Annotated in this window: 30 protein-coding genes and 3 tRNA genes; 18 read left to right on the top strand and 15 right to left on the bottom strand. The window is 59.0% G+C overall.

The genetic code is table 11. The features are described 5' to 3' along the window. Positions 1–256: 256 nt before the first annotated feature. The 3 genes from HB376_RS26970 to earP all read right to left on the bottom strand — a co-directional run bounded on the left by HB376_RS26970 (position 257) and on the right by earP (position 2864). Positions 257–592, bottom strand: coding sequence for a BON domain-containing protein (locus tag HB376_RS26970; RefSeq protein WP_213766783.1), 336 nt, complete (start codon positions 590–592; stop codon positions 257–259). Between the two features lie 285 nt (positions 593–877). After that, positions 878–1435, bottom strand: coding sequence for an elongation factor P (efp, locus tag HB376_RS26965; RefSeq protein ID WP_062089336.1), 558 nt, complete (start codon positions 1433–1435; stop codon positions 878–880). Positions 1436–1661: 226 nt separating this feature from the next. Then, complete coding sequence (earP, locus tag HB376_RS26960) at positions 1662–2864, bottom strand: elongation factor P maturation arginine rhamnosyltransferase EarP (protein WP_213766782.1); 1203 nt, start codon at positions 2862–2864, stop codon at positions 1662–1664. Positions 2865–3101: 237 nt separating this feature from the next. Here earP and uvrC point away from each other — a divergent pair, with 237 nt between their 5' ends. The 9 genes from uvrC to HB376_RS26915 all read left to right on the top strand — a co-directional run bounded on the left by uvrC (position 3102) and on the right by HB376_RS26915 (position 10053). Next, positions 3102–5312 carry an excinuclease ABC subunit UvrC gene (uvrC, locus tag HB376_RS26955; protein WP_213766781.1) on the top strand — a complete coding sequence of 737 codons (2211 nt, stop codon included), beginning with the start codon at positions 3102–3104 and terminating at the stop codon, positions 5310–5312. An 85-nt stretch (positions 5313–5397) separates the two neighbouring features. Continuing rightward, positions 5398–5994 carry a CDP-diacylglycerol--glycerol-3-phosphate 3-phosphatidyltransferase gene (pgsA, locus tag HB376_RS26950; RefSeq protein WP_062089334.1) on the top strand — a complete coding sequence of 199 codons (597 nt, stop codon included), beginning with the start codon at positions 5398–5400 and terminating at the stop codon, positions 5992–5994. A 174-nt stretch (positions 5995–6168) separates the two neighbouring features. Next, positions 6169–6244: transfer RNA gene (locus HB376_RS26945), tRNA-Gly, on the top strand. 58 nt (positions 6245–6302) lie between these two features. After that, a tRNA-Gly gene (locus tag HB376_RS26940) sits at positions 6303–6378 on the top strand. Between the two features lie 107 nt (positions 6379–6485). Next, positions 6486–6559, top strand: a tRNA-Cys gene (locus HB376_RS26935). Positions 6560–6851: 292 nt separating this feature from the next. Beyond that, positions 6852–7895 (top strand): site-specific integrase, encoded by a 1044-nt coding sequence (locus HB376_RS26930; protein WP_346730594.1) that lies wholly within the window; start codon positions 6852–6854, stop codon positions 7893–7895. Between the two features lie 222 nt (positions 7896–8117). Continuing rightward, entirely contained in the window at positions 8118–8786 is a 669-nt protein-coding gene (locus tag HB376_RS26925; protein ID WP_213766779.1) for a hypothetical protein, read from the top strand. Continuing rightward, positions 8783–9310, top strand: coding sequence for a hypothetical protein (locus tag HB376_RS26920; protein WP_213766778.1), 528 nt, complete (start codon positions 8783–8785; stop codon positions 9308–9310). Before HB376_RS26925 ends, HB376_RS26920 begins: the two co-directional genes overlap by 4 nt. 95 nt (positions 9311–9405) lie before the next feature. Continuing rightward, positions 9406–10053: a Fic family protein gene (locus HB376_RS26915; protein ID WP_213766777.1), complete on the top strand. Its 648-nt coding sequence runs from the start codon at positions 9406–9408 to the stop codon at positions 10051–10053. Here HB376_RS26915 and HB376_RS26910 read toward each other — a convergent pair. The 12 genes from HB376_RS26910 to HB376_RS26855 form a co-directional block, all read right to left on the bottom strand. Then, positions 10037–10369 carry a helix-turn-helix domain-containing protein gene (locus HB376_RS26910; protein WP_213766776.1) on the bottom strand — a complete coding sequence of 111 codons (333 nt, stop codon included), beginning with the start codon at positions 10367–10369 and terminating at the stop codon, positions 10037–10039. The two genes, HB376_RS26915 and HB376_RS26910, sit on opposite strands and share 17 nt — an antisense overlap. Next, positions 10366–10740, bottom strand: a complete 375-nt coding sequence (locus tag HB376_RS26905) for a hypothetical protein (RefSeq protein WP_213766775.1) — start codon at positions 10738–10740, stop codon at positions 10366–10368. Before HB376_RS26905 ends, HB376_RS26910 begins: the two co-directional genes overlap by 4 nt. Before the next feature lie 146 nt (positions 10741–10886). After that, positions 10887–11174 carry a hypothetical protein gene (locus tag HB376_RS26900; protein ID WP_213766774.1) on the bottom strand — a complete coding sequence of 96 codons (288 nt, stop codon included), beginning with the start codon at positions 11172–11174 and terminating at the stop codon, positions 10887–10889. Next, positions 11167–12312: a hypothetical protein gene (locus HB376_RS26895; RefSeq protein WP_213766773.1), complete on the bottom strand. Its 1146-nt coding sequence runs from the start codon at positions 12310–12312 to the stop codon at positions 11167–11169. Before HB376_RS26895 ends, HB376_RS26900 begins: the two co-directional genes overlap by 8 nt. Positions 12313–12322: 10 nt before the next feature. Continuing rightward, positions 12323–12841: a hypothetical protein gene (locus HB376_RS26890; protein WP_255631589.1), complete on the bottom strand. Its 519-nt coding sequence runs from the start codon at positions 12839–12841 to the stop codon at positions 12323–12325. Beyond that, entirely contained in the window at positions 12841–14124 is a 1284-nt protein-coding gene (locus tag HB376_RS26885; RefSeq protein ID WP_213766772.1) for a transcriptional regulator, read from the bottom strand. Before HB376_RS26885 ends, HB376_RS26890 begins: the two co-directional genes overlap by 1 nt. Beyond that, entirely contained in the window at positions 14117–14428 is a 312-nt protein-coding gene (locus HB376_RS26880) for a hypothetical protein (protein ID WP_213766771.1), read from the bottom strand. Before HB376_RS26880 ends, HB376_RS26885 begins: the two co-directional genes overlap by 8 nt. After that, a complete protein-coding gene (locus HB376_RS26875) occupies positions 14418–14657 on the bottom strand; it encodes a hypothetical protein (RefSeq protein ID WP_213766770.1) in 240 nt (79 codons plus the stop codon). Before HB376_RS26875 ends, HB376_RS26880 begins: the two co-directional genes overlap by 11 nt. Next, a complete protein-coding gene (locus tag HB376_RS26870; protein ID WP_346730593.1) occupies positions 14657–14977 on the bottom strand; it encodes a beta-hexosaminidase in 321 nt (106 codons plus the stop codon). Before HB376_RS26870 ends, HB376_RS26875 begins: the two co-directional genes overlap by 1 nt. Before the next feature lie 253 nt (positions 14978–15230). After that, the gene (locus HB376_RS26865; protein ID WP_213766768.1) at positions 15231–15491 is read right to left on the bottom strand and encodes a hypothetical protein; all 261 of its coding nucleotides are present in this window, start codon (positions 15489–15491) and stop codon (positions 15231–15233) included. Between the two features lie 151 nt (positions 15492–15642). Next, entirely contained in the window at positions 15643–16119 is a 477-nt protein-coding gene (locus HB376_RS26860) for a hypothetical protein (RefSeq protein ID WP_213766767.1), read from the bottom strand. Next, positions 16064–16576, bottom strand: coding sequence for a helix-turn-helix transcriptional regulator (locus HB376_RS26855; RefSeq protein ID WP_213766766.1), 513 nt, complete (start codon positions 16574–16576; stop codon positions 16064–16066). Before HB376_RS26855 ends, HB376_RS26860 begins: the two co-directional genes overlap by 56 nt. A 115-nt stretch (positions 16577–16691) precedes the next feature. Between HB376_RS26855 and HB376_RS26850 the strand changes: the two genes are divergently transcribed. From HB376_RS26850 to HB376_RS26810, 9 genes are all read left to right on the top strand, one after another. Next, positions 16692–16925, top strand: a complete 234-nt coding sequence (locus HB376_RS26850; RefSeq protein WP_213766765.1) for a hypothetical protein — start codon at positions 16692–16694, stop codon at positions 16923–16925. Between the two features lie 209 nt (positions 16926–17134). Next, positions 17135–17665, top strand: coding sequence for a phage regulatory CII family protein (locus HB376_RS26845; protein WP_213766825.1), 531 nt, complete (start codon positions 17135–17137; stop codon positions 17663–17665). Positions 17666–17761: 96 nt separating this feature from the next. Then, the gene (locus HB376_RS26840) at positions 17762–18064 is read left to right on the top strand and encodes a hypothetical protein (RefSeq protein ID WP_213766764.1); all 303 of its coding nucleotides are present in this window, start codon (positions 17762–17764) and stop codon (positions 18062–18064) included. A gap of 142 nt (positions 18065–18206) precedes the next feature. After that, positions 18207–20900 (top strand): VapE domain-containing protein, encoded by a 2694-nt coding sequence (locus tag HB376_RS26835; RefSeq protein ID WP_213766763.1) that lies wholly within the window; start codon positions 18207–18209, stop codon positions 20898–20900. A 258-nt stretch (positions 20901–21158) separates the two neighbouring features. After that, on the top strand, positions 21159–21896 hold the full coding sequence (locus tag HB376_RS26830; protein WP_213766762.1) for a hypothetical protein: 738 nt from the start codon (positions 21159–21161) through the stop codon (positions 21894–21896). A gap of 548 nt (positions 21897–22444) precedes the next feature. Then, positions 22445–22945: a hypothetical protein gene (locus HB376_RS26825; protein ID WP_213766761.1), complete on the top strand. Its 501-nt coding sequence runs from the start codon at positions 22445–22447 to the stop codon at positions 22943–22945. Further along, positions 22891–25029, top strand: a complete 2139-nt coding sequence (locus HB376_RS26820) for a phage terminase large subunit family protein (RefSeq protein ID WP_213766760.1) — start codon at positions 22891–22893, stop codon at positions 25027–25029. The genes HB376_RS26825 and HB376_RS26820 overlap by 55 nt, the downstream gene beginning before the upstream one ends. A 10-nt stretch (positions 25030–25039) precedes the next feature. After that, complete coding sequence (locus HB376_RS26815; protein WP_213766759.1) at positions 25040–25246, top strand: hypothetical protein; 207 nt, start codon at positions 25040–25042, stop codon at positions 25244–25246. After that, positions 25243–26739, top strand: coding sequence for a phage portal protein (locus HB376_RS26810; RefSeq protein WP_213766758.1), 1497 nt, complete (start codon positions 25243–25245; stop codon positions 26737–26739). Before HB376_RS26815 ends, HB376_RS26810 begins: the two co-directional genes overlap by 4 nt. The last annotated feature ends 9 nt before the right edge of the window (positions 26740–26748 follow it).

The following is a 26748-nucleotide window of genomic DNA, read 5'->3' as shown; positions in this document are numbered from 1 at the left end:
CCTCCAATGGCGAGATCCAGCGGCGGACGCCTCGATGCCGAGCTACGTCGGTGTGAGCTGTTGGCGCGATGACGTCACGGTGTCAAGTTTCCGCCCAAGGTTCCAGCCCTCTCCCGACGCGGCGGGGTCTTTGTCCTGCGCTTCCTGATGTATTCCTGAAGCGTGTTCCTGAAACGCCGGTTATGTCTGAACACGATGTCCAAGCACGACTTGCTCCCGACGCAATCGCTCAGCCCGTCGGCATGCTAGTGGCCTGCTATTGCGGCTTCACGTTCAGTTCGTTCTTGACCGACTGCACGCCTTCCACGCCACGCGCGACCGCTACCGCTTTTTGAATCTGGTCCGGCGAATTCACAAAGCCCGACAACAGCACTTCACTCCGATACGTCGTCACACTCACCGCCAGCGACTTCAGGCCCGGATCGGCGAGTAGAGCTGCTTTCACCTTCGCGGTGAGTGCGGAGTCGGCGGTGTATTCGCCAGCCGATTCATGCGATGGCGTCGACGAACATGCGGCCGTGATCGCGATTACCGGTACGGCACATGAAACAGCAAGAACAAGACGGGCGAGAGCGGTTTTTGTAATTGGCATGGTCATGTGTTGTTGTTGGAAAATTCGACGCCGTCATAGCGCAGTCACAACTAGCACAGCAGGTTTCATGCCATCCTCACCTTTAAGAAAAATCAAGGCTTTTAGCACTTAACATCGCATCCTATGGCCGGGAATACCCGGAAATTTCGGGAAACAGTCCGGTAAAGTTTGCCTGAATTGGAAATAATGTTCAGCAAAAAGAAAAAGCGCCCCGAAGGGCGCTTTTCTTAATTCTCTTTTTACCTGGAGCGCGCAGCCGGCTTTGGCAGCCGGCCGGCCGAAGCCTCAAGCGCGGCTGCGGTACTCGTTGGTACGGGTATCGATTTCGATCTTGTCGCCAATACCGCAGAACAGCGGCACTTGCAGTTCGAAACCGGTCGCGAGCTTCGCCGTCTTCAGGACCTTGCCCGACGACGTGTCACCCTTCACCGCCGGTTCCGTGTAGATGATCTCGCGAACCAGCGTGGTCGGCAGTTCCACCGAGATGGCTTTCTCGTTGTAGAACACCACTTCGCACGGCATGCCGTCTGCGAGGTAGTGCAGGGCGTCGCCCATCATGTCGGCTTCGACTTCAAACTGGTTGTAGTCGGCGTCCATGAACACATACATGGGGTCGGCGAAGTACGAGTACGTCACTTCCTTGCGGTCGAGCTGGACGACGTCGAACTTGTCGTCCGCCTTGTACACCGATTCCATGTTGCCGGTGGACAGCAGGTTACGGAACTTCATCTTCACGACCGCGGAATTGCGGCCGGATTTGTTGTACTCGGCCTTCAGCACGACCATGGCATCGCTGCCGATCATCACGACGTTGCCGACGCGGAGTTCTTGTGCGGTCTTCATATTAAAAAACTGTCCTGTACGAAAATGTGAGCCTGATCGCTGCAATGTCGACGGCCGGCTCGTGGCAGGGTCGCTTGCTTTAACCGAAATTAAATCGCAAACCCGGGCGCTGTAGCCGCCTCACTGACTATTCATTGACTTTGACTATTCCCCCAGCGTGCTCATTCCCCTGTGGAATTCGTTCGGAACGGATAGTGTTCCGAACTGTAAGCCGTTGGATAACCGCTTATTTTAACTGAGTTTTCGCGAATTCCGCCAGATTTCCAGCCAGATCGCCGACGCTCGCCAGTTCCGTCGCCCAATCGGCTGCGCGCCGTTCCAGCAGCGCGCGGTTTTGCCAGAAATCGTCCCAATCCGGCGTGCCCGCGCCGTTCCACGCGTGCCAGAAGCGTTCGAGCGAGGCCCGCGCCCCGTCCGGCAAGCCGTTCGCGTAGTGGGCAAGCGCCGCGTCGAGTTTCGGCAGATGGGCGTCGTCGCCTTGCGGGTAGATGTGCCAGACAAACGGCTTCTGCGCCCATTGCGCCCGTACGAAGGAATCCTCGCCGCGCACGAAATTCAGATCGGAAGCCCAGAGCAGGGCGTCGAAAAGCGGCTGTTCGACAAAACCCAGCGCGTAGGCCGAGAGCGATCCGCTTGTCGCCTTCGCCCCCGCCGGAAAGGCCGGCAGGCCAAAAAACCGGGCAACCGCGCCGGAAATGCGTCCTTCCGGCACGAGCAACGCGATTGGCGTGGCGCAATCGCGCCATTGTTCAAGCAGCGTATCGATGGCTGGATTCTCGTACGCGAACATTGAAATGACGGTCGTGCCGGACGGCGGCGGCGCGATGCCAACACGGGCGTGCCACCAGGCATCGCGATCAAACGCCTCGCGCTCGGCATCCAGCGCACGCTCTTTCAGCACGCCACCCGTGCCCGGGCCCAGGCCGGGGAAAAAAAACGTCTTGTCGAGCGCGTAGCGCGGATGCGGCGACGGCCGCAGATGAAAATCCGCGACCCAGTCCTCCGCGCTCAGATATTCGAGATTCATCCACACGGGCTTCTTCTCGCGGCGTGCCATTGCGCTCACGTACACCGCCGGCAATTCGCAGCCGAACGCCTCGATCACGACATCGGCGATCTGCAGCGTGTCGCCGGCATGCGACGGCGCATGCCAGTGCTCGATCATCACGCCTGACGCACTTTGGCGGTCGAGCGCGGGATTGACGGCGGGGCAGAGCGCATGAAAGGCCTTGAGGTCATCGACGAACAGCCGCACTTGCCAGCCGTGTTCGCTGGCCAGTTGGCGCGCGAGCCGCCAGCAGACGCCGATATCGCCGAAATTGTCGATGACCGCGCAGAAGATATCGCACGCGATGCTGCTGGCTTGCGCGCTGGTGTCGACGCCGACGTGGCCGGTAACAACCGGCAATTGTTCCGATGAAGACGGCATGGGCAATAGAGCGGCGATGAACCGCTAATGAATGGTGAAGAATGGTGGACAGCGGTTTGAACTAAACTGGCGCTTTTAAGGATAACGATTCGCGCGGCGCGCTGCGTTACGGTTGCGTTACGATCGAGTTAGGGGTTTGGTTGGGCGAGCGTCCTTCGTACTTCGCCCATGCTCCGCTCGAAACCAATAAATCATTTTGCCGACCTCAAGCTGCGCGTTTCCCGCCATCATCCCTGCATGACAGACTCCGACGTTTTCGACCCCAAAAAAAGCCTGACTCAGTTACCGCATTTGCCGGGCGTGTACCGCTATTACGACGAGCAGGGCAATGTGCTGTACGTCGGCAAGGCGCGCGACCTGAGAAAACGCGTGTCGAGCTATTTTACGAAGACGCTGCTTTCTCCGCGCATCGCGATGATGGTCACGCGCATCCGCAAAATTGAAACCACGGTCACACGGTCCGAAGCCGAAGCGCTGCTGCTCGAAAATAATCTGATCAAGGCGCTCGCGCCGCGCTACAACATCCTGTTTCGCGACGACAAGTCGTACCCGTATCTGAAGCTCACTGGCCACAAATTTCCGCGCATGGCGTATTACCGTGGCGGCGTTGACAAGAAGAACCAGTACTTCGGCCCGTTCCCGAGCGCCTGGGCCGTGCGCGAAAGCATCCAGATCCTGCAACGCGTTTTCCAGTTGCGCACCTGCGAGGATTCCGTCTTCACCAACCGCACGCGGCCATGCCTGCTGCATCAGATCGGACGCTGTACCGGTCCGTGCGTCGGCCTGATCAACGAGGAGGATTACGCACGCGATGTGTCGAACGCATCGCGTTTCCTGCTCGGACGCCAGGGCGAAGTGATGAAGGAACTCGAGCAGAAGATGCACGCATTCGCCGCCGAACTCAAGTTCGAACAGGCCGCGGCCGTGCGTAACCAGATGAGCTCGCTGTCTACCGTGCTGCATCAGCAGGCCATCGAGGTAGGCGGCGATAACGACGTCGATATTCTCGCGGTCGTCGCGCTGGGCGGCAAGGTGTGCGTGAATCTCGCGATGGTGCGCGGCGGCCGGCATCTCGGCGATAAAGCCTATTTCCCGACGCACGTAGAGGCGGCGTTGGCGATAGAAGACGCGATGCCGGAAGAGCTTGCCGGCGACGACTTCGTGGACGGCGTGGCGAATATCGTCATCGAACAGGTCGATGCGGATGTCGATGCGCTTACCGACGAAATCGCACTTCCCGCGGGCACGCTCGCGGCGCGCGAACAGGCGTTCGAGGCGCACGCCACGACGGGTGAAATGCAGGAGGAGATTGCCGAAACCGGCGACGCGCCGCTGGATGACGCGACGGAATCGGAACGTCAGGGCGCGCTTGAGGCCGAGGTGCTGGAGGCGTTTATCGCGCAGCATTACATTGGCAATCGCGTGCCGCCGGTGCTGGTGGTGAGCCACGCGCCGACGAACCGCGAACTGGTCGATCTGCTGATCGAACAGGCCGGGCACAAGGTCGTGGTGCTGCGTCAGCCGCAGGGACAAAAGCGCGCGTGGCTGTCGATGGCAGAATCGAATGCGAAGCTCGCGCTCGCGCGGCTGTTGTCCGAACAGGGTTCGCAGCAGGCTCGCACGCGTTCTCTTGCCGACACGCTGAGCTTTGAAATGGACGATCTCGCGCAGTTGCGGATCGAATGTTTCGACATCAGCCATACGATGGGCGAGGCGACCCAGGCATCGTGCGTGGTGTATCACCATCACAAGATGCAGTCGGCCGAGTATCGGCGCTACAACATCACCGGCATCACGCCGGGTGACGATTACGCCGCCATGCGCCAGGTCCTCACGCGCCGCTACGAGAAGATGCTGGCGCAGGCCGCCGCGCGAGCCGTTGATGAGCCGGCGCAGGAAGCGGTGGAGCGGGTGGAAGAGGTGGTGTTGGAGGCCGCCGCGCAAGTGGAGCCAACCAGCCCAGCCGAAGCCGATGTCGCCGAACCCGTGCCGTCGGGCGGGCGCTTGCCGAATATCGTGTTGATCGATGGCGGCAAGGGGCAGGTCGAGATCGCGCGGCAAGTGTTCGCTGAACTGGGCCTCGATCGCAGCATGCTGGTCGGCGTGGCGAAGGGGGAAGGGCGCAAGGTGGGTCTCGAAACCCTGATTTTCGCCGATGGCCGCGCAGCGCTCGAACTCGGAAAAGAGAGCGCGGCGCTGATGCTGGTCGCGCAAATTCGCGACGAGGCGCACCGCTTTGCAATTACCGGCATGCGCGCGAAACGGGCGAAGACGCGGCAGACATCGCGGCTAGAGGAACTGGAGGGTATCGGTGCGAAACGGCGCCAGCGGTTGCTGTCGCGCTTCGGTGGTTTGCGCGGGGTGCAGGCGGCGAGCGTGGAGGATCTGGCGAGCGTCGAAGGCATTTCGCAGGCGCTCGCCGAGCAGATCTACCGGCAGTTGCATTGAGCGCAACGTCCGGCCGTTCAGCCCGTCGTCTTGTGACATATAGGGCGACGCGGCACAATGGCACCTCTCTATAAGAGTCACGCCCATGCCGTTTAATTTTCCGATTTTCCTGACGTGGCTTCGAATCGTGCTGATTCCGCTCGTCGTGGGCGTCTTCTATTTGCCGGACGTGATGATGAGCCCGGACCATCGCAACCTGCTTGCAATGGTCATCTTCGTGCTGGCTGCGCTGACCGACTGGTTCGACGGCTACCTCGCACGCAAGCTCAATCAGACATCGGCATTCGGCGCATTTCTCGATCCCGTTGCAGACAAACTCATGGTCACTGCGGCGCTGCTCGTGCTCGTGCAACTGATGCGGCTGAACGCAGTGATTGCGCTGGTTATCGTGGGGCGTGAGATCACGATTTCGGCATTGCGGGAATGGATGGCGCAGATCGGGGCATCGAAGAGCGTGGCGGTGAATTCGCTCGGCAAATTCAAGACCGTCTGCCAGATGGTTGCTATCCCCATGCTGCTGTTCTACGGGCCGTTGAGGATTGCCGGTACGCCGCTCGTTATCGATACCCGCGTGTGGGGACTCTGGCTGATCTACGTTGCTGCGTTCCTCACGGTGTGGTCCATGCTCTATTACATGAAGCTCGCATGGCCGCAGATTCGCGAGCGCGGTGGCATGTTGTGATTCGGCATGCTGTGATTCAAGTTGGAGAGCGTTTAAAAGTGATGGGGTACATACAAAGCGCTTGACACTAAAGTTGGCCTTCTCCATAATCTCGTTTCTGTCGGGTGAACGCAAAAAACCGCGAAGCCTGATGAAGGTCGAAAGCAGCAAATTGGCAGAAGAAGTCAGCAAGATGCGGGAGTAGCTCAGTTGGTAGAGCGCAACCTTGCCAAGGTTGAGGTCGCGAGTTCGAGCCTCGTCTCCCGCTCCAAATTAAGAAGGTCATTGGCAATGGTAAGCCAGTGGCTGGCAGTAAAGTGCAGGACCATGCGGGAGTAGCTCAGCTGGTAGAGCGCAACCTTGCCAAGGTTGAGGTCGCGAGTTCGAGCCTCGTCTCCCGCTCCAAAAAAAGGGGAAGCCAAGCTTCCCTTTTTGTTTGGTGGACCAGTTCAATACGGTGACGTTGGGTTGGTTTTGCCAGATACGGAATGCTTCATGTAGTCCCCGCTTCCGGCGCGATAGCAAAGCGGTTATGCAGCGGCCTGCAAAGCCGTTTAGGCCGGTTCGACTCCGGCTCGCGCCTCCAAAGAATCAAAGACAAAGCCCTGATTATTCAGGGCTTTGTCTTTATCTAATACATTTCCATATATGGAAATGCGCCCTCTAAAGTGGTACAAAGCCCTCTCTAACCACTCCAAAAACACGCAAAACCACGCGTAGATCGGCTCATTGGCCGTTGATGCGAGTTTTGCAGCGGGGCTATGTCGACAAAGAGAATGCGTCCTTCAGGGACGTGGGAATACACCGTCCGGCGCAAGGGCCTACTCCCAAAGCCACTTTCGCTCACATTCGAAAGTGAGGACGAAGGGGACGCCTACGTGCGTCGCATCGAGCAGCTGCTCGATGCCGGCATTCTTCCAGAGGAGCTGGTCGCTCGACGGGGCAGCGTGGTCACGGTCGACGATGCGATCCGCGCCTACCTCGGAAAGGTGTCGATGCCGGCCTCGGACATTTCGCTGCTCAATACGTTGCTCGACCGTTGGAAGGGGCAGGCGCTTACCTCTGTGAGCTATGAATGGACCGAGCGATGGGTAACAGCAATGAAGCGCCGGGACGTGATGGCTCCGTCGACTATTCGTCACTATGTCGGTGCGCTCGCGCGGTGTTTCGATTGGACGGTCAAGAGCGGTAATCCTTCGCTGCCGATCAATCCCTTGCGACTTCTTCCCAAGCGCTATGCCACATACACCGACGAGGATTCGGCCGCCGTTCGAACGCAAGGCAAGGATCCCAAGGAAGACATCGAGCGCGACCAGCGGCTGCATGGCGACCCCGAGAAGGCCGTTCGTGCAGTGCTCGATAAGGTCAAACCGGAGAACCGCCAGCGACCGTTTGAGCTCCAGTACCGTCCGGCACTTGTGTTCCTGTTCGAGCTAGCTATCGAGTCGGCAATGCGGTTGCGAGAGATGTACACGCTCTCGCCGGCGCAAGTTGATATCGAGCAGCGGACTATCTTTCTAGACAAAACGAAAAACGGGAGCAAGCGCCAGGTACCGCTCACGACAGTGGCGATCGCGGCGTACAAAAGGTATGTCGGGCTGGTCGAGGCCGGCGACGCTGAGATGGAAGGATTCACATTCGACACCGACCGCTTGTTCCCATGGTGGGACGGAGATCGGGAGCCAAAGGCACTGGCGACGGTCACCGTTCGGTTGTCCGCGCAGTTTGGTCGGATATTTGATGCGGCGGGGTGTGGAGAGGTGACGTTTCATGATCTGCGTCATGAGGCAACGTCACGCCTCTATGAGAAAACTTCTCTGTCTGATGTCCAGATTGCAAAAATCACCGGACATTCCAGTACGAAGCTCTTGATGCGCTACGCCAACCTACGTGGCAGCGAACTTGCGCTGCAGCTATGGTAGCCGGGGGAACGATTGAGAAGCAGGCCGGCTTCAGAAAAGCGCTGTCTAGCCGATAACCAATGAAGGGCGTTTCACGACGAAAAGCTTCTGCAAGTGAGCGCTGGCCGGCATGCGGTGGCAAAATTGTGTGGATTAATAGTGGTGTTATGATCCGTGCATGGCGCGCCGTGCAGGAACAAAAAGCTTGGTCCAGCAAACCCGCATCAAAACGAATACAACTATATGTCAACATTACTTGCGGTAAACATTGTTCTGCTGAGTACGCAGCAGATCGATGTGTCCGTTTACAGTCAGTTATGGTTCCTAGAGGCAGGCGTTGTCGGCAAAGATGAGTTCTTGCCGGGGTCAATGTTTTTGCCAGTCATGGTTAACCTTCAGGCGTCCCCGCTTCGCGTAGTGATTCTGCCCGATAGGGTGCAGTTCTCGTTCGACAGTGCCGACCATGCCTTGGTCGATGATGTTCAAGTGAGGATCAATCGTTTTCTAGATGCCGCGCGGTTGTCCTTCAAGCTCGGTGGCGTCAACGTTCTCTACGCTCTCCACGATGGCAATGTTCCGGGTCCCTACTTGGAGCGTTCAAGGGAAATTTTCCTCAACGGCAATCCCTTGTTGGAAGACTTTAACGGACGGGGTGCGACAGCAGGAGTTATGCTTCGTACGCCGGACGAATTTGGCGGTCACCTTCAGGTAGAAATTCGTTCGGGCCGAGCTTCACGCGGGGGCAAGGTGCTATGTGATAACCAAGAACTCTTGGTGTTCAATACTAGCCAAGAGGCTCCCACCAACAAATTAGAAGAATTAAAAAGTATGTTGGATCGAGTCCCGCAGTTGATAGAGCGATCGGCCCAACTAATTACAAAATTTGAGACAACTCTGGCGAGGGCATCATGATTCCTGCAGCCGTTACGTACACTGACCGGAACATGCCGGCCTATGACGTCGCTGGTACCGCGTCAAGTGTCGCTGAAATGTTCGCTAAGCGTGCATATGACAAACACACGTCTGCCTTGGTCGACATCGTAATTGACGACTCATCCGTTGAGTTCACCTCCAATTGTTTGATCGGGAATCCTGACTATAACGTGCGAGTTTGGAAGGCCAACAAGAGGACCAAATGGCGTGCGTTCTATGCGTATCTTTTTTCCGAGGTTAAGGTCGTTTCGTTGGTCGAAGAGAACGTGAGCGTTACCTTAGACCAAGCTGTGTTGGAGTTAGTCGCTGCCGAAACCGAAACGCCGACACACGTCTTTGGAACAGCGCGCGCTCGTAGAGAGAGCGACGCTCCAGCGCAGATGAGTGATGCGGTACGAAGTCTTGCTCGACGGGCGCTGGCATTGAAAGCCAGCCGCGCAAAGCGGGCTGAAGATCCGGGTCAGTGGGCTGAGAGGATCACTAATCGCATTTATGGTGAATGATGTGCCCTGAACATTCTGCGCGGTGCGCATGCCGAGATTGGGACTATAGGAAGTTCGACGACAAGAAGCACACGAAGGCGAAGTTCCGGTCGAAGATGCTGCTGGCCCGTTTGCGCAGCGGAGAAGTTCCCGAACGAATTTACCTCAAGGATACTCGTCCGGTACACAAAGCTTTATTTGAAGGGATGACAGCAAAAGGCTGCGGATACTTTGCTGGGAATTACCGAGGCTCGCGTGATTGTCTTATTGATTACGACGTCACTATCGGGTTTGATCGGAGAGGGGAAGTAATCGGAACCACCGCTGCATCCAACGTTGCAGTTGAGATGGATGCACTGCACGCCGAAATTTCAGCAGATATTAAAAGTTACTTTAGCGAACAGTCCTCCGAGGAGGTGGCCGCCGTCGAAGCTGACGTAAGCAAACCAGCTGAGGGTGACGTTGAGGCAGGCGGTGGCATTGCGGATGGTGACGTGGACGAGGACACGTTCATCAAGAATTTAGACATTGCGTTGGAGCACATGGTCAATCTAATGATCATCCATCCATATGCAAACGGAAACGGCCATGTGGGCCGCTTCCTCTTGTTTTGTTTTCTCTCACTGATGGGCTTGGCTGTTGAGGACTGGCCTCTTGACGAGAGACCACCGGAACCTTACGACTTCTTCATTGCCCGGTTCCGGGAAGGCTTCCCTAACGAACTGAGGCAGTTTGTAATCGAGCAAATCATTGGTGATGAATAGACTGTCTGTCTGAATCGGGGAGTGCCGGTAGCGGGCGCGCAGGTCGGCCCGGTCGCCGGCGGTCGGGTGTAGTGAATTGACGTGCGACAGCCTTCGCAAGCTTTTCGTCCGTCTCTGGCTCGTGCGCTCCCTGCAGTCGCGCGTTCGACTGTTCCTGCACCTTCTTACGCAGAAACGCCAATACGTCATCCTCTAAAAATACCCAAGCGCGGCCAATCTTTGCGCCGGCCAGTTCGCCGGTTCCGGCGATCTTCAAAACGGTGTTGCGATCAACCTTTAGCAGGTCGGCGCATTCAAGTAAGTCGTATGTTTTCATTGTTTACGTGCTCGTTGCATAGCGATTTCCTGAAACGCAGCCAACGTCTCTGCTGCACTGAAACCACTGTTCGCCGCGATAGGGGTCGGCACAGCGCCAGAAACACACCAGAAGATATCCAGCCTTTTCCGCTCACTCATCATCCGAAACTTTTCAACCCGACCTTGTCGTTCAAGCTCCGAAAGCGCTGTGTCTACTAGCGTCATGCTGGTGTGCAGGGCGCGCACCAGCACGGTCTTCGGTTGGTGTCCGACTTCTAAGATCGCGATGATCTCGTCCCGCAAAGTTGTTTTGTCGCGCGCGACCTGTGTGTGACCGCGCGCGTCGACGATGCGCGTCAGGCGCGTCGGATTGTCAATTGCCCATCTCATGCTGAGTCTCCCGAACGAGCCCACTCTGCGTGCCAATCAGCGGGGCGGTTTTTTTGAATGAACTGACCGAGCTTGAGCGCGATGGCCATGCCGACACAAGACCAGATCGACAGTATTTCGAGGGCTAGGATCATTTCGTTTCTCCGTCAATCGCAGACAAGAATCTGTCGGTTGTTGTTCGAGCACAAGTCATCGCGTCCTTCAACGATCCCGTACCAACACAGGTGAGGCGTACCGTCGCGCATGATCGCTTTCCACATCTTTCCGGGGTAGACGCCGGTCGGCTTCGATCGCGAGTATTCAAGGAGGAGATCGAATGATCGGCGGCTCATGACTGCATGCGTATCGTCGACGGCAAGCTCATTGCGACTTGGCGGGGTCCAGTAGCGACCAAGCGGGTCCGTCATTGCGGGAATCACAGTGAGGCTATGCATGGTCGCCCCCTTGTGAATGGTGATGACCGGACTCATCGCCCGGATCCCGGTCGATGCGCTCGATCTCGGCGATGATCAACGCGCCGGCACGAACTAGATCCTCGCGCGGCGTCTTGGGCTTCCACCACTTCGCTGCCCAATCGGACGGCCACATGATCGGAAATTCTTGGAGCGGTTGCCGCGAGTAGGGATTGAGCTGGCAAGCGGCGTTCAGTGCGAATGCTGAAGCAGCGGCCGCGAGATCGCCGCCGTTGTTCTGATCGTCTTTGTCTGTCGACATACCTTCGACGTCGATCTGGCGTTTGCGCTCGGCCACCACGTCTCGCGCGGCCTGTGACATTGCCGGCGGCGTCATCGCCGGTTCGCGTGAAAATACGAACGCATCGGCCGCGTCGATCACGGCGTGCAGCTCGGGCTCGGCGCTCGCCGTGATTCGATGGCGGCCGGCAACTGCGCGCACCTGGTCGACCAGGTCGTTGATCACCATGTTGGCTTTCCCGGCCTGCTCAATTTGCAGGTCTAAAGCTGCCTGCACAACGTCGGTTGTGAGGTTGGCGCCAGAAGGTAGACCGAGCGCGTTGCGGACGACGTCCAAGGCACCGAGCGCGAACTGTGCGTCGCGGAGCTTCTCTTGCAGCTCTTTGGGCGTCGGCCTGGTGAAGAGTCCGCGAGCGGCCTTCGGGCGCTGGCCGTTCCACTCGCGCGAGTCGTCACGCCATACGGGTGAGCCGTCAAAAGGATAGGTGAACAGGTATTGCCAGTGCGCCGGCTGATCGTCAGTCGTTGCGTCGTCCTTGGACGTCGACGTGAACCAAGGGCGCGACGATTGCGTGAGCACTGATCGCAGGTAGGGCGGCCACCACGCGTCGACGTCGGGCGTGAGCATCTTGTCGGTCGTGAGCACGGCGGTAACCGCGGTTGCGTGAATAGCGCGCAGCTCCATCTCAGCCGGCGGCGTACGGTGCTGATCAAAGACTGTGCGGACCGCATTCCAGAAAGCAGTCGCGGCCTCGTCGAGCGTCACTTCCGAATTGACCTCAACGGATCCGTCACCGTGCACGCTAACCAGCGGCTTCCCGGTCTTGTCGGAATAAAGATGCATGGCGGTCTGGACGAACTTCTCGGTTTGGATATTCATGGTCGGCTCCTCACAGCGATGCCGGCCGCAACGCGCGGTCGAGCATCATCAATCCGGTCTCAAGTTGAATGCCAGCGGTGCCGGCCCAAGTGCGCGCTTCCTGTGCGGCTTTATGCCGGCTATAGCTGCCGACTTCATCGCGCATGAGGTCGAGCAGCTCGATGTCGGCCGCGAGTGCGACGTCCTCAGTCAGCTTGCGGATTTCGATGCGAAGGGCTTCGATCCGCGCAAACATGGCGAGTCGGGTTTCTGACTCGCCCTCGTTCTTCTGGATAGCTGTTCGCCGCGCGAGCGGCGCATCGTCTTTCTGGATGGCCTTGGCGGGCGTCAGCCCGTTGCTTTGGTCGGGCCGCGCCAGCGGTTCGACTTCCATCGCCTGGATCGCTTGGGCGGGCGACAGCCCGTTGCTGTTGCCGTCACGGTTCGAGGTGTGCGACGGGACGGAGCGGAGTTTTCCGAGCGTCCCGCGTTTGCTCGCGTGTTGTCGCTCCTGCGCCAGCGGATGTGGGGTAGAAATAGCCGAGCGCATCAGGAATCCTCCTCGTCGGTGGACTCCGGGACCATGTCATCGGTCCAATCCGGATCGGGCATGGTGTACAGCTTGTCGAGCCATGCATTAACGATCGGTGCTTCCTTCGCCTTGGCGCGATCGCTATGGTTCATGAGGCGAGTCAGCTCCGACACTGCCGCGCGGATCGCTTGAACGCGCGTCCGATGAATAATCGACACCTCTTCAATGGATGGATAAGCATGAGCGAATCCATAAGTCGGGGCGATATCCATCCTGAACGTGAAGACCCATGCGCCTTCTTCAGGTTGCGCGATGAAGATGCTGGCTGGGACTTGGCCGGTACGTTTCGACCTTGGCGCGTGCAGTTTTTCGCAGTCGTCGTACACGCCGATACTGTTCGCGACGTGAACCGGATGCTTCAGCTTCTTCGGGGCGTCATCAAGCAGATCCGACAGCGGGCTTAGCGCCGTGTCGACCCCCGCGATGGTGCCCGGTGACAGCTTGCCAAAGAGGGGGTCATGCAGCACAGCTTGCAGCGCTTGCAAAAGTTGCTTTGCCTGCTCGCCAGTGATGTTTTTTGCCGCAGCCTTGGGTAGCACCTTTTTGGTGATCTTGGTTTTGCCGCTCGCCTTTGTTCTCGCGGCGGCCTCCGTCAGTCGGAACATGGCCTTGTCACCGCCATGCGTGCGGATCTCGTCGATTGCGAGCGTCGATGAAACGACCTTTGCACGTACGAGCTCGTGAATCGCTGCTGGCGCGTGCGCGAGAAGCAGCACGTCGCGCATCGTCTGATCGGTGATGTTCAAGCGGCGGCAGATCGTTGCATTAAACTCGCCGAGAGTCTGTAGCTCGATGACCTGCTCCGCGAGTTGCAGCGGCGTCAACTTCTCGGCGTCGTTGTTCGTTACGCCGGCATAGATCATGTTCACGCGACTGACTGACTTTGCCTCATCGATCACGATGGGCAGGCGATCGATCTCGAATCCCTCCGATATTGCGAGGAGGGCTCCGTGATAGCGATGCTGGCCTTCGTATACGTAAATACGATCCTCACCGTTGATCTTCTTAACGATGCAACCAAGCGGTTTCTTTCGGTCGTAACTGTTCGCCTTGATCAGATCCGCGATGTGGCGCACGCGGGCTGGGTCAAGCGGCCGTACGTTGTCGCGCGGGTCAAAGTGAAGCGCGGCCGGGGGTACCGTCCAGAGGTCGGATGATCCGCCGCCGGCCGCTTTCACAGCGGCCTTGGTGTTGCCAGTAACGATCGGCTGGTTGAGCTGCAGGGTCTTTGACTTAACCATTGCTAACCTCCAACGCACTTGATCGAGCTACGCTCGTGAAGTCTTCCATCGTGACGATTCCCGGTCCTACAACGCCGGGAGGGCGAGGCTTATGTTCGAGCCAATAGGCGACATCGAGAGGTTCCGAATGGCGAACAAACCCTCGCGTCACTACACCGCTGCGTATCAGCATGTCCATTTCCACGCCGACCGATTCAGCGTCGGCATGTGGCAGGGCTTCTGTGATGTTGGTCGTGGTGAGGTAGACGGACTGACTGAGCATCCCGATCAGATGCTTCGCGATGTCCGACAGGTCAGTGCGCATGCGACCTCCGCGTCGAGGTGCTGGCTGCTGCTGCAAGAAAGACCAGGAAGTTCAGACCGCAAACGGCGGCAATGAGTGCGACGAAGTGAGTCCCGGCAGTCAGACCTGCGAAGATCCAAAGCATCGAATTGAACAAGCCGAGAACAGCGCCGTAGACCTTGCGGCGTCCGCTTTGGAGCAGCAGCCAGACGGCGGCGCAAAGGGTGATGGCAACGATGGCGGAGAACATTACGCTGCCTCCTTGATGCTCATCGGATTGGCTTGCCATCCTTTCTTTGCGCGCTTTGCCTTGCCAATTGCGGCACCTGCAATGCGGCGAACGTTCTGACGGGCGCTCAGAGCACTCGCGCAGTCGCCTTCACTCGGATATGAGATCTGCGTTCGGGCGATGTCGGCACCATCCATGATCATGTAGAGCGTGTGCACGCTGCCATGGAGCGGCTTTCGATGCACAACATATCGGCCGACCATTACCGGGGTCTTGGCACGCGGTGCCATAGGGTCATATTTCACAAAGGTGCAAAGACCGAGCGTGTCGGTGCGCTGCACGTCGCGGTGCGGTAGTTCGTTAATTCGTGGCATGGGTCTCTTCAGTCGGTATCGCCGGCCGCAAGGCGCTTAAGGTCCGGCTCGGACGGCGTTGGTTCTGGATGTTTCTTGCGCAACTCGGCGCACACGATCAGGCAAATTCGAATTGCTGGATTAGTGATGGCGTCGACGGCAGATCCGCGTACGTGTCGGTCACGGGATTCCTTCGCAATTTCGGCGTTGGTGACGGGGACCCGATCTGCCATCGCGGTACCTAAACGCTGGCGTGAACGGGAAGCCGTGCGGCGTGGCCGGCCGCTGGCGAAGCGTTCTGCGGGGAACCCGGAGCGGGTTCGAAGAGCACGGCGATGATGACAACAAGTCCACAGCGGATTACATACCGCCAGACCTTGGATTTCTCAAAGTCACTTTGGCGATAAACGGTGTGGCCGGGCGGGATATCGAACGGCAGGCCCTGCATCTTGCGCAGGGCGGCGATTCGGTGCGCCGTATGGTGGTCGAAGAGGTTTTTCATGTGAATCTCCGGTTGCGCGGGATTGCGCATTGGGAGCAAGAATAGCCATTGATGGTCATTTATACAAGCCATTAATGGTTAATTTGGAAGATCAATATGCTGAGAATGGTTTTTTCTCGGTTATTAGAGGGGGCTTTCGGTGGCCCTGTGGCTAATTTCGAGCCCGGCGCGCGAGCACAAGGGCCGTAATCTGTGCGGCGCAGTTGAGGACCGAGTCGAGCCAAGCGATCTCGTTCACATATGTGGCTGCAATGAAACCAATCGCGCTTAGCAGCAAGAGCGACGCGCTGCCTTGGGTATTGGGTTTCTTGCGCCGGACAAATTGGTGCAGATCCACGATGCGCGCGACATCACGTAATTCCTGCGCGATGCGTGGTGCCAATTCCGGGTCTATGCCCGCTGCGGCAACGCCAATGCGTCCGTGGGCATCGAGGTACACCATTGCGGCCGCGACTACTGGCGCATCAGGGTCATTCAAATGGTGGTTGATGTGGTCGTGGATTGATTGGATGCGGTCCTGCTTTGCTTGCAGAGCAGCTGCTAGCGGCTGGCTCTCAATGTCCCGGTAATCATTAAGATGAAGAACGTTTTCGGCGTCCTTTTGTTCTGCGCTCAGTTTTGCTTTCATGGCCTAGTGTCAGCGTATCGTCGTTAAGTTCACGCTGAATTGCTTCCATGAGGCGGTCTTTGAGGTCCGGTGGGAGGTCCGTCTTTTTGCTGAGCGAAAGTGGGTCGCTCATTTTTGACTCGTCCTGACGTTGGATGACGAAATCAATGAATGCAGATATCTGTGCCTTTTCGGTGGCGGGTAATTTTGCGAACGCAATCTTATCGTAGGTCGGCGCTGACTCGCTCGTGAGGGAGTGGTCGGTAAGCAGCTCGCCCACGGTGATGTGGAAGGCGTCGGCGATGGCTTCGACCTGGGCTAGCTGAGCGTAAACCTCGCCACGAAGCAGTCGCCCCACTGTGCTTTGCGCAATTCCGGCACGAGCAGCCAGTTTCACCTGCGTGTTTAGGGATGCGGAGGTGTCCATTAGTCGGCGCATGTTGGCCGCGAGGATCTGTTTGGTGTTTAGACGTGTCATGGCTAAAGCGTGCCATTGATGGCTAGCCAGTTGCGGTCGCTTGAAGGACTCGGTTGGTTGCCTAAATAACCACTAATGGCTATTATGTTGGTACTCATTGCTCAAGGGAGTTTGGATGGACAACCAATATGCAACGTTTCTCGCCTCGACCTTGGCTCGACTCGGGCTTGAAAAGGGCAATCTGCGCACCGTTGCAAAACAATCCGGCGTGCCATACCCAACGCTCACCAAGCTCACGAGCGGAGCTGTGGGTGACCCTCGCGTCTCCACGGTTCAAGCGCTGCACGATTACTTCGCGGGTTTGCCTGAGCAGCCGACGTTGACCAATCGCGCTCACGTTTCGCACTAGGGATTTCTTAAGCATCGCGCGGGCCTCCGCCGATGGAGCGACGTGCTGTGACGCTCCATCGACCAGACCGGTGCGTCTCTCCAGCATCGCAGCGCTTGCTCTCTTCTTCGCGTGATGGATTTGTCATTGGTGCGTTCATGTCCGAATCGTACAGACGGCAACCAACGGCAAAAAGTATGAAAAAACGTTTTCCAAAGAACCGGGGCCGTATGACTTGCAGATACAGCGGAACAGAGTGGCTTGATGTCCTTTACACGTCTGTCCGTAACTCACCAGGTGGCGTGGCTGATGCCGCCAACTTCCTTGCGCTCCGTCGCGGTAAGAGCATCACGTCCGAGACGCTGCGCCTCCGGTTGCGAGGTGAGGGCGAAAACCGGCTTTCGATGGAAATGTTCGAGCTTCTCCTTGAATGGATGCAGGAGAAGCGCGAGAGCGAGCCGTTCGCCCTTGATGCGTTGCATGCATTGAATGAGCGCTTCGGTCTGATTGCCGCGCCCATGCATGTCGATCAAGCGGCTGACGATGAGTATCCGCACGACATCACGACTCTCACGACCGCGACGCTGGATCTGCAAGCGCATGTGGGCGAAGTTGCCACGGAGGTGATTCGCGCCGTGCAGGACAAGCGCATTGACCTGCAGGAAGCGGAGGCTCTGACGGTCGTAAGCCGCAAGGGTCAGCGCTTATTCGAGCGGCTGATCCGCACGACGCTGCGACTTTCGAAGCTGCGCCGCAAGTAAGTCATGCAGGCGTTTCCAATAGAACGAATCTGCTGTAACCCGAATCGTGTGCGTATCGGCGTTGCCTGCGATGCCGATGCTCGGTTTGCATGCGCCATGCACAAGCTGTTGATCGTCAAGACCGAAGCGCCGCACGAGGTGGAGCGATTCCTCGCGCCGCTCTTCGGTCCCTTCCCCGCGGACGTGCTCCTGGCCGCCTGTCGCTCTCTCGGCGTCGTGAGTGAGTGGACTGTTGGAGCCGCCCGATTCTGCGCCGCTCGTCCGACCAAAGACGAGCGGCGTACTTTTTTCGAATACATCAGTTGGTATCTCAGCGTCGAGGAATACGACGCTCTTTTCGCACGCCATGACGCCGAGTGGCACCTAATGCGCGGTCGTCGCGCCCCGGGACCAAAGTGACTTTGAAGACAACCTGCACGGCGCTGCGGCGCCGCCATCCTCAGCCTGACCGGTTCCCGGTCGGCGTACATACCTTCGTTGCTGGTCGCGCTACTTGGCGCGGTCGCCTTTCCAAAGCTCAAATCACAAGGAGAATCGCCGCATGTCTTCGTTAGACCAGGTCATCAATCAACTGAAAGCGGCGGGCCACCCCGAGTTACCGCCGGGCCACCCGGTCGCCGATGGCAAGCATCATCGGTATGGTCGTCAGAAGAAATGGTGGTATCAACTGCGCGAAGTCTTCAAGGCCGGCAAGCTGATCGGATACACGGGCACCTTCGGGCATTTCTCAGGCGATGACGCCGGCACTGAGCGGTTCCAGTGGGACGGGGCAACTCTCACCGCTGAGGATCTCGCGGAGACCCGCAAGCGGCAGGAGGCCATCGATCGAGAGGAGGCTGAGAAGTCGGCGCGCGCTGCCAAGATGGCGGCGAACCGCGCTGCGGATCAATGGCAGAAGGCGAGTGATCGGGGCACATCGGATTACCTCGATCGCAAGCAGATCACGCCAGAAGCAGTTCGGTTTGACGACACTGGCGATCTGCTCGTGCCCATGTTTATGTATGACGGCGGCATTCGTCTCGCTGGCCTGCAGAAGATCACTCCTGCAGGTGCGAAGCGGTTCAATAAGGGCATGGAGAAGAAGGGCACGTCGCTTCAGTTCGGTGATATAGGCGAGGATGACAAGGTAGCCATGCTCGCCGAAGGCTATGCGACCGGGCGTTCGATTCGCATGGCGACGGGCGACAGGATTCCGCTGGCCGTGTGCTTCGATGCGGGCGGGATTATGCCGACAGCGCGTTACCTGCGCGCGGCGCATCCGGATCTCCATCTCCTTATCTGCGCCGACGACGATTGGAAGATCGAGCAGCGCCTTCGCGAGCATCTTTCCGAGAACTACGGCTTCGAAGGCGAACTGATAATCGACGGCGACGCCGTGCGCATTGACGCTAAGAACACGTGGTACATGGTTCGCGTGCAGGCGAGACAGGATGAGCAAGGCATCGCATACCTGGAGTTGTCGATTGGCAATGACGTGATGCCCGAGCGCAAGCGTCTTTTCGAAAACGCTGGTCTGAAGCGTGCCTACGAGGCGGCAGCGGAGGTGGGTAATGCCAGCATTGTCTATCCCACGTTCGCGAACCGCGAAGACCGTAAGCTCACCGACTTCAACGACCTTCATTGCGCAGAGGGCTTGCCAGCGGTCAAGACTCAGATAGAGGCCGGCCTCTTGGCCGCTCTTGCGCCGGCCTCTGCTGACGTTCTGCCGTTTCCGCATCTGCATGCTGCTGATATGGGCGACGATCCTCTCTATGACCGCGCCGTCGAGCTGGTGCGCAAGGAAGGCCGCGTGTCGGTTTCATCCGTCCAGCGAAAGTTTCGGATTGGGTTCAATCGGGCTGCCCGCCTCGTTGACGCGATGGAGAAGGCTGGCATCGTCTCGGCCGAGTCGCCGAATGGCGTGCGCTCGTTGCTCGATACCGGTGTCTCGATTGACGCGATGTCCGCTGCCGCTGCGAAAGAGGGCCGCGAGGCCCAAGAGCCGGACGAACAGCAAAGTTGGTTTGATGAGTTGGCTCGCTCCGATAAGGGCAAGCTGCTGCCCACGCTCGGGAACGTATTCACGATCCTTTCGAACCATCACCAATGGAAGGGTGTGATCGCGCAGGACGACTTTGCTGGCCGCGTTATGAAGCGCCGGGCACCCCCGTTTCCGGATGGCGAGGTCGGCGAATGGACGGACATGGACGACCTCCGGTGCGAGCTCTGGATGTCGCAAAAATTCGGCTTATCTGTCCGTCCGGACATCGTCATGCGCGCAGTTTTGCTTGAGGCCGATAAGCACCACTATCACGATGTACGCGAGTACCTCGAAGGGCTGGTGCACGACGGCGTACCGCGCGTCCAGCTTTGGCCTGTCACCTACCTGCATGCCACCGATAGCGAGTACGTGCGGTTGGCCGGCATGAAGTGGCTGGTGGCGGCCGTGGCGCGTGTCATGAAGCCCGGCTGCAAGGTCGACAACGTGGTGATCCTCGAAGGCGGGCAGGGTTGGGGCAAGTCCTCGGCGCTGCAGATACTCGCCGGTAAGCAGTGGTTCACCGACGCGCAGATCCGGCTCGGCGAGAAAGATACCTACGCCATCATGTCCGGCAAATGGATCATTGAACTGAGCGAGCTAGACTCGTTCAACAAGGCGGACTCGTCAACGGCCAAGGGCTTCTTCGCTACGGAGACAGACCGCTTTCGTAACTTCTACGGCAAGCGTGCGACGGACGTTCACCGGCAGTGCGTGTTCGCTGGTTCGGTCAACTTTGACACGTACCTGAAAGACGAATCCGGCAACCGCCGTTACTGGCCGATCCGCGTGCAGGGACCGGTCGATCAGGCGGCCCTTGCGCGCGATCGTGATCAGTTGTGGGCGGAGGCCGTACGCCTGTACAAGCAGGGCACGCGGTGGCATGTGAGTGACGCTGAGAAGCATCTATTCGAAGTGGAGCAGGCTGAGCGATACGAAGGGGACGTCTACGAGAGCAAGATCGCGCGCCATCTGGACCTCGTCGCCACCGTCACGATGGAAGAGATCCTCGCGGACGTCCTGAAGCTGGACACGTCGAAATGGACGTTGCCCGAGCAGCGACGCATCGGCAAGGCTATGAAGTCACTCGGATGGGTTCGCAAGCGGCATACGACCGGGACACGCGATTGGTACTACACCAAGGCCCCGGATCCCGTCATGAGCGCTGTCGAAGCGCCAGCGTTGGCCGATGGCGGCGACGATGACAGTCCACTTTGATCGCCCCATGATCGCCGATGCACACCTCGATACCCCGTCACAGCGCGCCAGCGTTGCTGTTTCGGCGCGCTTTAGCGCCAGCCTTGGCGCGCTGCATGTGGTCCCGTGTCCCGACGTCCCAGGCGTTGCCTCGCGTGATGCGCGAGTGCCTGCGACGTGCGCGACGTGCACGGATGGCGCATGTCGCGCGCGTGTGCGCACACCTACGACCCTTATCCCTTGGGACATTAAGACATTGGGACATAAAGGAGTGAGTCGATGAGCGTCCTAAAGGAAAGGGCCGGAATTGCAATGAACGTGCGGGTGCAGCTCGCGGATGTTGCTCCGGACCGCCAAGTAACTTTGGGTGCACTGGCGCTGGTCGATGAATTGGGTAACATGCTGTGGCACATGAAGTACGGGCAGGATCTGAAGCAGCGGGCGTTGCATCGAGCATCGTTGTTGCTCGCGTCTCGGATCACACTCGGTGGTCGTTATCGTCGCGGTAAGTCAGCCGTTGCAAAAGCTGCTGATGAAAAAAAGCAAGGCGATTCGGGCGCAGACCGAGCGTCTTTGCTTGTGCGCTTTGCCGAAAGGGCGATCGTTGAGTGGATCGCCGACCAGTGTCAGGTGTGCGGCGGGCGGGGAATGCTCGGCGGTGGCGGGCGAATCACAAAGCGCGTTGATTGCAAGGCGTGTTTGCCTGTTCGCGGCGCGATCAATGATCGACTGCGCTTTAGCCGCTGGCCTATCGCCGATGGATCGCCATGCCCGGTGTGTTACGGCAAGGGGTTTTACGAGGAGCATCCGTTTCCAGAGGTGCCGCACTTGTGCGGGCATTGCAATGGATCTGGCAAAGAACCGGTCAGTCCGTCCAAGCGTGCGTTAGCGATTGGCGTGCCGCTCGATCAGTACCATCGGCGATGGGCTGACCGGTTCGATTGGCTCGCGTCAGTTCTCCTACAGATCGATGCGGCGACCGAGCAGGAGTTCGAGCGAGGGTTGCGTGCACGGTGACGCTTGCATTTCGGTGAACGCACGAATAAACTCGGCGGCGTTTGGTGAACAAACACTTCGCTGGCACCGCGCGTTAGTCGTGCAACCTCAACGGGACAGAAGAAAGATAAATGGAGCCTGTTGAGCACGTTGGAGTCGTGCGTCCTGAATTTCCCGAAAGCCCCGAGTGCGTCAAGCCTCGGGGCTTTCGGCATTCTGAGCCCGAACACAGACGAAACCCAGCCACCCCTTGTAGAAAGTGCGCGGTTTTCGTGAGACGCGAGCGATTTTGAAATAAATGCACGGTCAGAAAGGTCCGGGGGCCCCTGCCCATCCTTTAGGCAAGCGGGGCTAGGGACCCGCGCATTTGCGCTAGCCAAGGTACTTTGAAGTTAGTGAACAGGTGAACGAAGTTTGTTCACCTTTTTGCGTTTACCGCTGTTTACCGCGTTTACCGACTGCCCTTTATGGACAAAGCCCCCGATCAATTTGTGCGAAAGGCTGAGTACGCCCGCATGCGGGGGTGGAACCGATCGTATGTCGCGAAGTTGTTGAAAGAGGAGCGTCTCGTGCTCTCACCGGACGGCACCCTTGTGGATTGGGCTGCGACCGACGCGTTGCTTGGCGTCACGTCCGACCCGAGCAAAAAGGGCGTGCAGGATCGGTGGGCGGACCACCGCCGCGACCGCGATGTCGGCGTCGAACTGGATCCCGCCAAAGCGAGGGCCAATGAGCCCCGCGACGAGCTTGCTGACTCGTCTCCCGGCATATCGGGAGGTCGCTATCACTACTGGCGTGAAAAACGTGAGATGGAGCTGGCGCTCGTGGCGGAGCGTGAACGCAGGAAACTCGATAACGAACTGGTCGACGCTAACGACATGCGTCTTGCGACTGAGCAACTGGCACGGCAGGTGCGCGATCGACTGCTGGCGCTGCCCGAACGGGTTCATCTGCAGGTCGCTTTCGAGTCCGATCCGTTGAAGGTGCTGCAGATGCTGGAGAACGAAATGCGTGATTGCCTGAAACAGATCTCGACCACGGTCATCGTGCCGGCACGGTCAATCCACTAATGGGTGCCGTAGACGCTTGGACGCTCGCTGCAGACGCGTGGCGAGCGGGGCTTGCGCTTGACCCGATCGTACAGGTGTCGGAGTGGGCGGACGACAATCGGCAACTGTCCCGCAAGGTGGCCGCTGAGGCCGGGGAGTGGCGCACCGCGCGCACGCCTTATCTGCGCGAGGTGATGGACTGCTTGTCGGTGACCAGCCCCGTTCAGGACGTTGTGTTCGTGGCGGGCACGCAGGTCGGTAAGAGCGAGACCGGGATGAACTGGCTCGGGTACTCGATCGACCGCGTGCCGAGTCCGTTTCTCGTCGTGTTGCCGACGCTCAATCTCGCCAAGCGCTGGAGCCGTCAGCGTCTGTCGGAGATGGTTGAAAACACGCCAGCCATCAAGGCGAAGTCATCGGACAAGCGCTCGCGCGACAGTGCGAACACGATCCTCGAAAAGGAATTCGAGGGCGGCTCGATGGTGGTCGTGACCGGTGCGAATAGCGCGGTCGGGCTGCGCTCGATGCCGGCGCGCAATATCCACTTCGACGAAGTGGACGGCTATCCCAATGACGTCGATGGTGAAGGCGATCCGATCGGGCTGGCTTCGAACCGCCAGGACACGTTTGGTGCGCGAGCAAAGCGACTTTACACGTCGACGCCGACCGAGAAAGAAGCCTCGGAGATTGAGTTTCGCTATCTCAATAGCGACCGCCGACGCTACTACGTCAAGTGCCCACACTGCGGCACTGAGCAACCGCTTGTATGGGCGGATGCCGATGGTCGTCGCCGGCTGCGCTGGACCGATGACGATCCAGATACGGCCATGTACATCTGCGCGGATGCGGAGTGTTCGGGCTTGATCGAGGAACGCCACAAGCCTGATCTGTTGGCTGACGGTCGGTGGGTTGCGGAGGCACCGGGACCGAATAAGGCAGCTGGCTTCTGGATCAACTCGCTCTATTCGCCTTGGGTGCGCTGGCCGGCGCTTGTGCGGGAATTCATCGAGGCGCAGAAGGCCGCGGACGCCGGGGACTTTGCCAAGCTGAAAAAATTCTGGAACACGCGGCTTGCCCTGACGTGGGAGCAACCTGGGGACCGCGTGAAGTCGCATGCATTGCTGGAGCGGGCGAAGGCCGAGACCTACCGTCTTGGCACGGTGCCCCCCGGCGGCCTCGTTCTCACGGGTGCGGTCGATGTGCAGCCGGATCGTCTCGAAGGGCTGATCGTCGCGTGGGGCGTGGGCGAGGAGGCTTGGATCGTGGACTACCGGGTCGTGTACGGCGACACGAACGAGGAGGAGCCGTGGAACGAGATGCGCGACATCATGCGCATGCCAATACGGAACGCTTGGGGCCGTGATCTATACGTGCGGGCCTGTGCGATCGATACCGGCTACAACGCGCAGCGCTGCTATGCGTGGCTGCGCAATCACGAGCACGAGGGATTCTTCGGCGTGAAGGGCTTTGGCGAGGAGAAGCGGCCGGTGCTCGGCAAGCGCAGCGCGCAAGACTTCAACTGGATGGGCGTCAAGGTCGACAACGGTGCGCACATCTATCCGTTCGGCACCTTCGCTGCGAAGGAGCAACTCACGGGTTGGCTCAAGCTGGAAGGGAAGGGCTCGCACCGTGTGCACTTTTCACCTGATCTGACTGCCGATTTTTTCGGGCAGCTCACCGTCGAGCGGTTGGTGACGAAGTGGATCGGCGGCAAGGCCAAGCGGGAGTGGTGGAAACCGAAGGCCGCGCGCAATGAGGTGCTCGACATCATGGTCTACAACATGGCCGCCGCGTGGTTCATCGGCTTGCCGAGGTATCGGTCGTTCCAGTGGGAGACCCTGCAAAAGAACCTGGAGCGAGACGATCTGTTCCGGCCAGTCGAGGTCGTTGTTCCGGCAGCTGTTGAGGGGCGCGAGACGCCGCCAGTCGAGCAGATCGAGGTACCGGTAGCGGCCACCAGCCCGGTCTCGCAGGCAGCCGTAGAGGCGGTCTCAACACCAGCGCCGCAGCCTGTCGCACATGTGACCACACCGACGCAGCACCCCGTCGCTCGCCCACCAGCGCGGCGAATGGGAAGTTCGTCTTATCTGAAACGCCGGCGGTAGGAGTGACCTTATGGCCTATACACAAGCGGACCTCGATGGCATTCAAAAAGCGATTGCCAAGGGCGAGCTCGAAGTTCAATACCACGATCGCAAGGTCAAGTATCGGTCAATCTCCGAGTTGCGCGAGGCGCAGACGGAGATTGTGCGGTCGTTGGATCAGCAGCGCCCGCGCTCGCGGATCTATCGCATGCGCAATGTCGGCAAGGGGGTTCGATGAAGGGCTCTTTCCCGGCACTCGCGCAGCGCGGCTTTGTCGTGCCGGGTCGAATCAAAGCCGCCGCATACGAGTCCGCGAGCTCAGCTGGAGCGCGAGGGCGCACGTGGCGGACCTCTGGCGCGGGGCCAAGTGCGGCGGCGGTGGAAAACCTGCCGCTCATGCGAAGCCGCGCACGCGACGCCATTCGCAACGATCCGTGGGCGAAGACGGCGATCGCACGGCTCGTGTCCAACACCATCGGCACGGGCATCCAGCCGCATCCGCAACACCCTGACAAGGGCACTCAAAGGCTTTTAAAGCAACTTTGGGACGATTGGGTGAAGGAGGCCGACCACGATGGCCTGCTAGACGTATACGGGCAGCAGACATTGGCCGCGCGCGCGTTTTTCAGTGACGGCGAAACGATCCTGCGTCGCCGCTATGTGAGTCCGGCGGAGGGCTTATCAGTGCCCATGCAGGTGCAAGTGCTCGAAGCCGATCTGTTGCCTGTTGAAAAGAATGAGTTGCGACCGGGCGGGGGTGAAATTCTGCACGGCGTCGAGTTCGATGCGAACGGCAAGCGGGTGGCATACCACCTGTACCGACGTCACCCCGGCGAATACACACGCTCGAACATGGTGGGCGGCATGTCGACGGTGCCCGTGCCGGCGGAAGACGTTGCGCACGTCTTTCAACCATTGAGGCCGGGGCAGATCCGGGGCGTGCCCGAGCTGGCGACCGTGTTGCTCCGGCTTCACTCGCTCGATAACTTCGACGACGCAGTGCTGTTCCGTCAGGAGGTCAGCAACCTGTTTGCAGGCTTTGTTACGAAGCCCTCGACAGTGCCAAGTGGTCCTGGCGCTGACATAGATCCAATGACCGGGCAACCGGTGGTTTTTGATGCCGACGGCTTCTCGCCAATCGTTTCTCTGGAGCCGGGATCCATGCAAGAGCTTGCGCCCGGCGAGGAGGTCGAATTCGCAACGCCACCGGGTGCCGGTAATGACTATGCGCCATTCATGCGTCAGCAGTTGATGGCGGCCGCCGCCTCGGTCGGGATGCCATACGAGGTGTTGACGGGTGATCTGCGTGAGGTCGGTGACCGTGTGCTGCGGGTGCTGCTCAACGAATTCCGGCGGGCGATCGAGCAGTTGCAGTGGAACATCTTTATTCACCAGTACTGCAACCGTATCTGGGCGTGGTGGATTGATGCGTGTGCGTTGTCTGGCGCTATCCCGATGCCTGACTTTCACCGTACGCGTCGTGAGTATCTACGTGTTCGCTGGGTGCCGCAGGGTTGGCCGTATATCAATCCGGTGCAGGACGTGAACGCGCAGAAGCTCGCGATTCGTGCGGGCCTCACCAGTCGCTCTGCATCGGTTCTCAAGCAGGGCGAGGATCCGGAGCAGGTCGATCAGGAGAACGCCGCTGACAACGTTCGTGCCGATGCGCTTGGTCTGCAATACGACTCGGACCCGCGCGCACGCGATGTAGTGGGCGACATACCAACATAAGGGCAGGAA

The organism is Caballeronia sp. dw_19 (genome assembly GCF_018449515.1).
GTDB lineage: Bacteria > Pseudomonadota > Gammaproteobacteria > Burkholderiales > Burkholderiaceae > Caballeronia.
The sequence above is the reverse complement of the archived record's forward strand: the minus strand, read 5'-3'. Positions and strand labels throughout refer to the sequence as shown.

What these genes read in the sequence shown, in the direction of transcription:
- HB376_RS26970 (WP_213766783.1), bottom strand. Translation starts at nt 592, where the DNA reads ATGCCAATTACAAAAACCGCTCTCGCCCGTCTTGTTCTTGCTGTTTCA.
- efp (WP_062089336.1), bottom strand. Translation starts at nt 1,435, where the DNA reads ATGAAGACCGCACAAGAACTCCGCGTCGGCAACGTCGTGATGATCGGC.
- earP (WP_213766782.1), bottom strand. Translation starts at nt 2,864, where the DNA reads ATGCCGTCTTCATCGGAACAATTGCCGGTTGTTACCGGCCACGTCGGC.
- uvrC (WP_213766781.1), top strand. Translation starts at nt 3,102, where the DNA reads ATGACAGACTCCGACGTTTTCGACCCCAAAAAAAGCCTGACTCAGTTA.
- pgsA (WP_062089334.1), top strand. Translation starts at nt 5,398, where the DNA reads ATGCCGTTTAATTTTCCGATTTTCCTGACGTGGCTTCGAATCGTGCTG.
- HB376_RS26925 (WP_213766779.1), top strand. Translation starts at nt 8,118, where the DNA reads ATGTCAACATTACTTGCGGTAAACATTGTTCTGCTGAGTACGCAGCAG.
- HB376_RS26920 (WP_213766778.1), top strand. Translation starts at nt 8,783, where the DNA reads ATGATTCCTGCAGCCGTTACGTACACTGACCGGAACATGCCGGCCTAT.
- HB376_RS26915 (WP_213766777.1), top strand. Translation starts at nt 9,406, where the DNA reads ATGCTGCTGGCCCGTTTGCGCAGCGGAGAAGTTCCCGAACGAATTTAC.
- HB376_RS26910 (WP_213766776.1), bottom strand. Translation starts at nt 10,369, where the DNA reads ATGAAAACATACGACTTACTTGAATGCGCCGACCTGCTAAAGGTTGAT.
- HB376_RS26905 (WP_213766775.1), bottom strand. Translation starts at nt 10,740, where the DNA reads ATGAGATGGGCAATTGACAATCCGACGCGCCTGACGCGCATCGTCGAC.
- HB376_RS26900 (WP_213766774.1), bottom strand. Translation starts at nt 11,174, where the DNA reads ATGCATAGCCTCACTGTGATTCCCGCAATGACGGACCCGCTTGGTCGC.
- HB376_RS26895 (WP_213766773.1), bottom strand. Translation starts at nt 12,312, where the DNA reads ATGAATATCCAAACCGAGAAGTTCGTCCAGACCGCCATGCATCTTTAT.
- HB376_RS26890 (WP_255631589.1), bottom strand. Translation starts at nt 12,841, where the DNA reads ATGCGCTCGGCTATTTCTACCCCACATCCGCTGGCGCAGGAGCGACAA.
- HB376_RS26885 (WP_213766772.1), bottom strand. Translation starts at nt 14,124, where the DNA reads ATGGTTAAGTCAAAGACCCTGCAGCTCAACCAGCCGATCGTTACTGGC.
- HB376_RS26880 (WP_213766771.1), bottom strand. Translation starts at nt 14,428, where the DNA reads ATGCGCACTGACCTGTCGGACATCGCGAAGCATCTGATCGGGATGCTC.
- HB376_RS26875 (WP_213766770.1), bottom strand. Translation starts at nt 14,657, where the DNA reads ATGTTCTCCGCCATCGTTGCCATCACCCTTTGCGCCGCCGTCTGGCTG.
- HB376_RS26865 (WP_213766768.1), bottom strand. Translation starts at nt 15,491, where the DNA reads ATGAAAAACCTCTTCGACCACCATACGGCGCACCGAATCGCCGCCCTG.
- HB376_RS26860 (WP_213766767.1), bottom strand. Translation starts at nt 16,119, where the DNA reads ATGAAAGCAAAACTGAGCGCAGAACAAAAGGACGCCGAAAACGTTCTT.
- HB376_RS26855 (WP_213766766.1), bottom strand. Translation starts at nt 16,576, where the DNA reads ATGACACGTCTAAACACCAAACAGATCCTCGCGGCCAACATGCGCCGA.
- HB376_RS26850 (WP_213766765.1), top strand. Translation starts at nt 16,692, where the DNA reads ATGGACAACCAATATGCAACGTTTCTCGCCTCGACCTTGGCTCGACTC.
- HB376_RS26845 (WP_213766825.1), top strand. Translation starts at nt 17,135, where the DNA reads ATGACTTGCAGATACAGCGGAACAGAGTGGCTTGATGTCCTTTACACG.
- HB376_RS26840 (WP_213766764.1), top strand. Translation starts at nt 17,762, where the DNA reads ATGCACAAGCTGTTGATCGTCAAGACCGAAGCGCCGCACGAGGTGGAG.
- HB376_RS26835 (WP_213766763.1), top strand. Translation starts at nt 18,207, where the DNA reads ATGTCTTCGTTAGACCAGGTCATCAATCAACTGAAAGCGGCGGGCCAC.
- HB376_RS26830 (WP_213766762.1), top strand. Translation starts at nt 21,159, where the DNA reads ATGAGCGTCCTAAAGGAAAGGGCCGGAATTGCAATGAACGTGCGGGTG.
- HB376_RS26815 (WP_213766759.1), top strand. Translation starts at nt 25,040, where the DNA reads ATGGCCTATACACAAGCGGACCTCGATGGCATTCAAAAAGCGATTGCC.
- HB376_RS26810 (WP_213766758.1), top strand. Translation starts at nt 25,243, where the DNA reads ATGAAGGGCTCTTTCCCGGCACTCGCGCAGCGCGGCTTTGTCGTGCCG.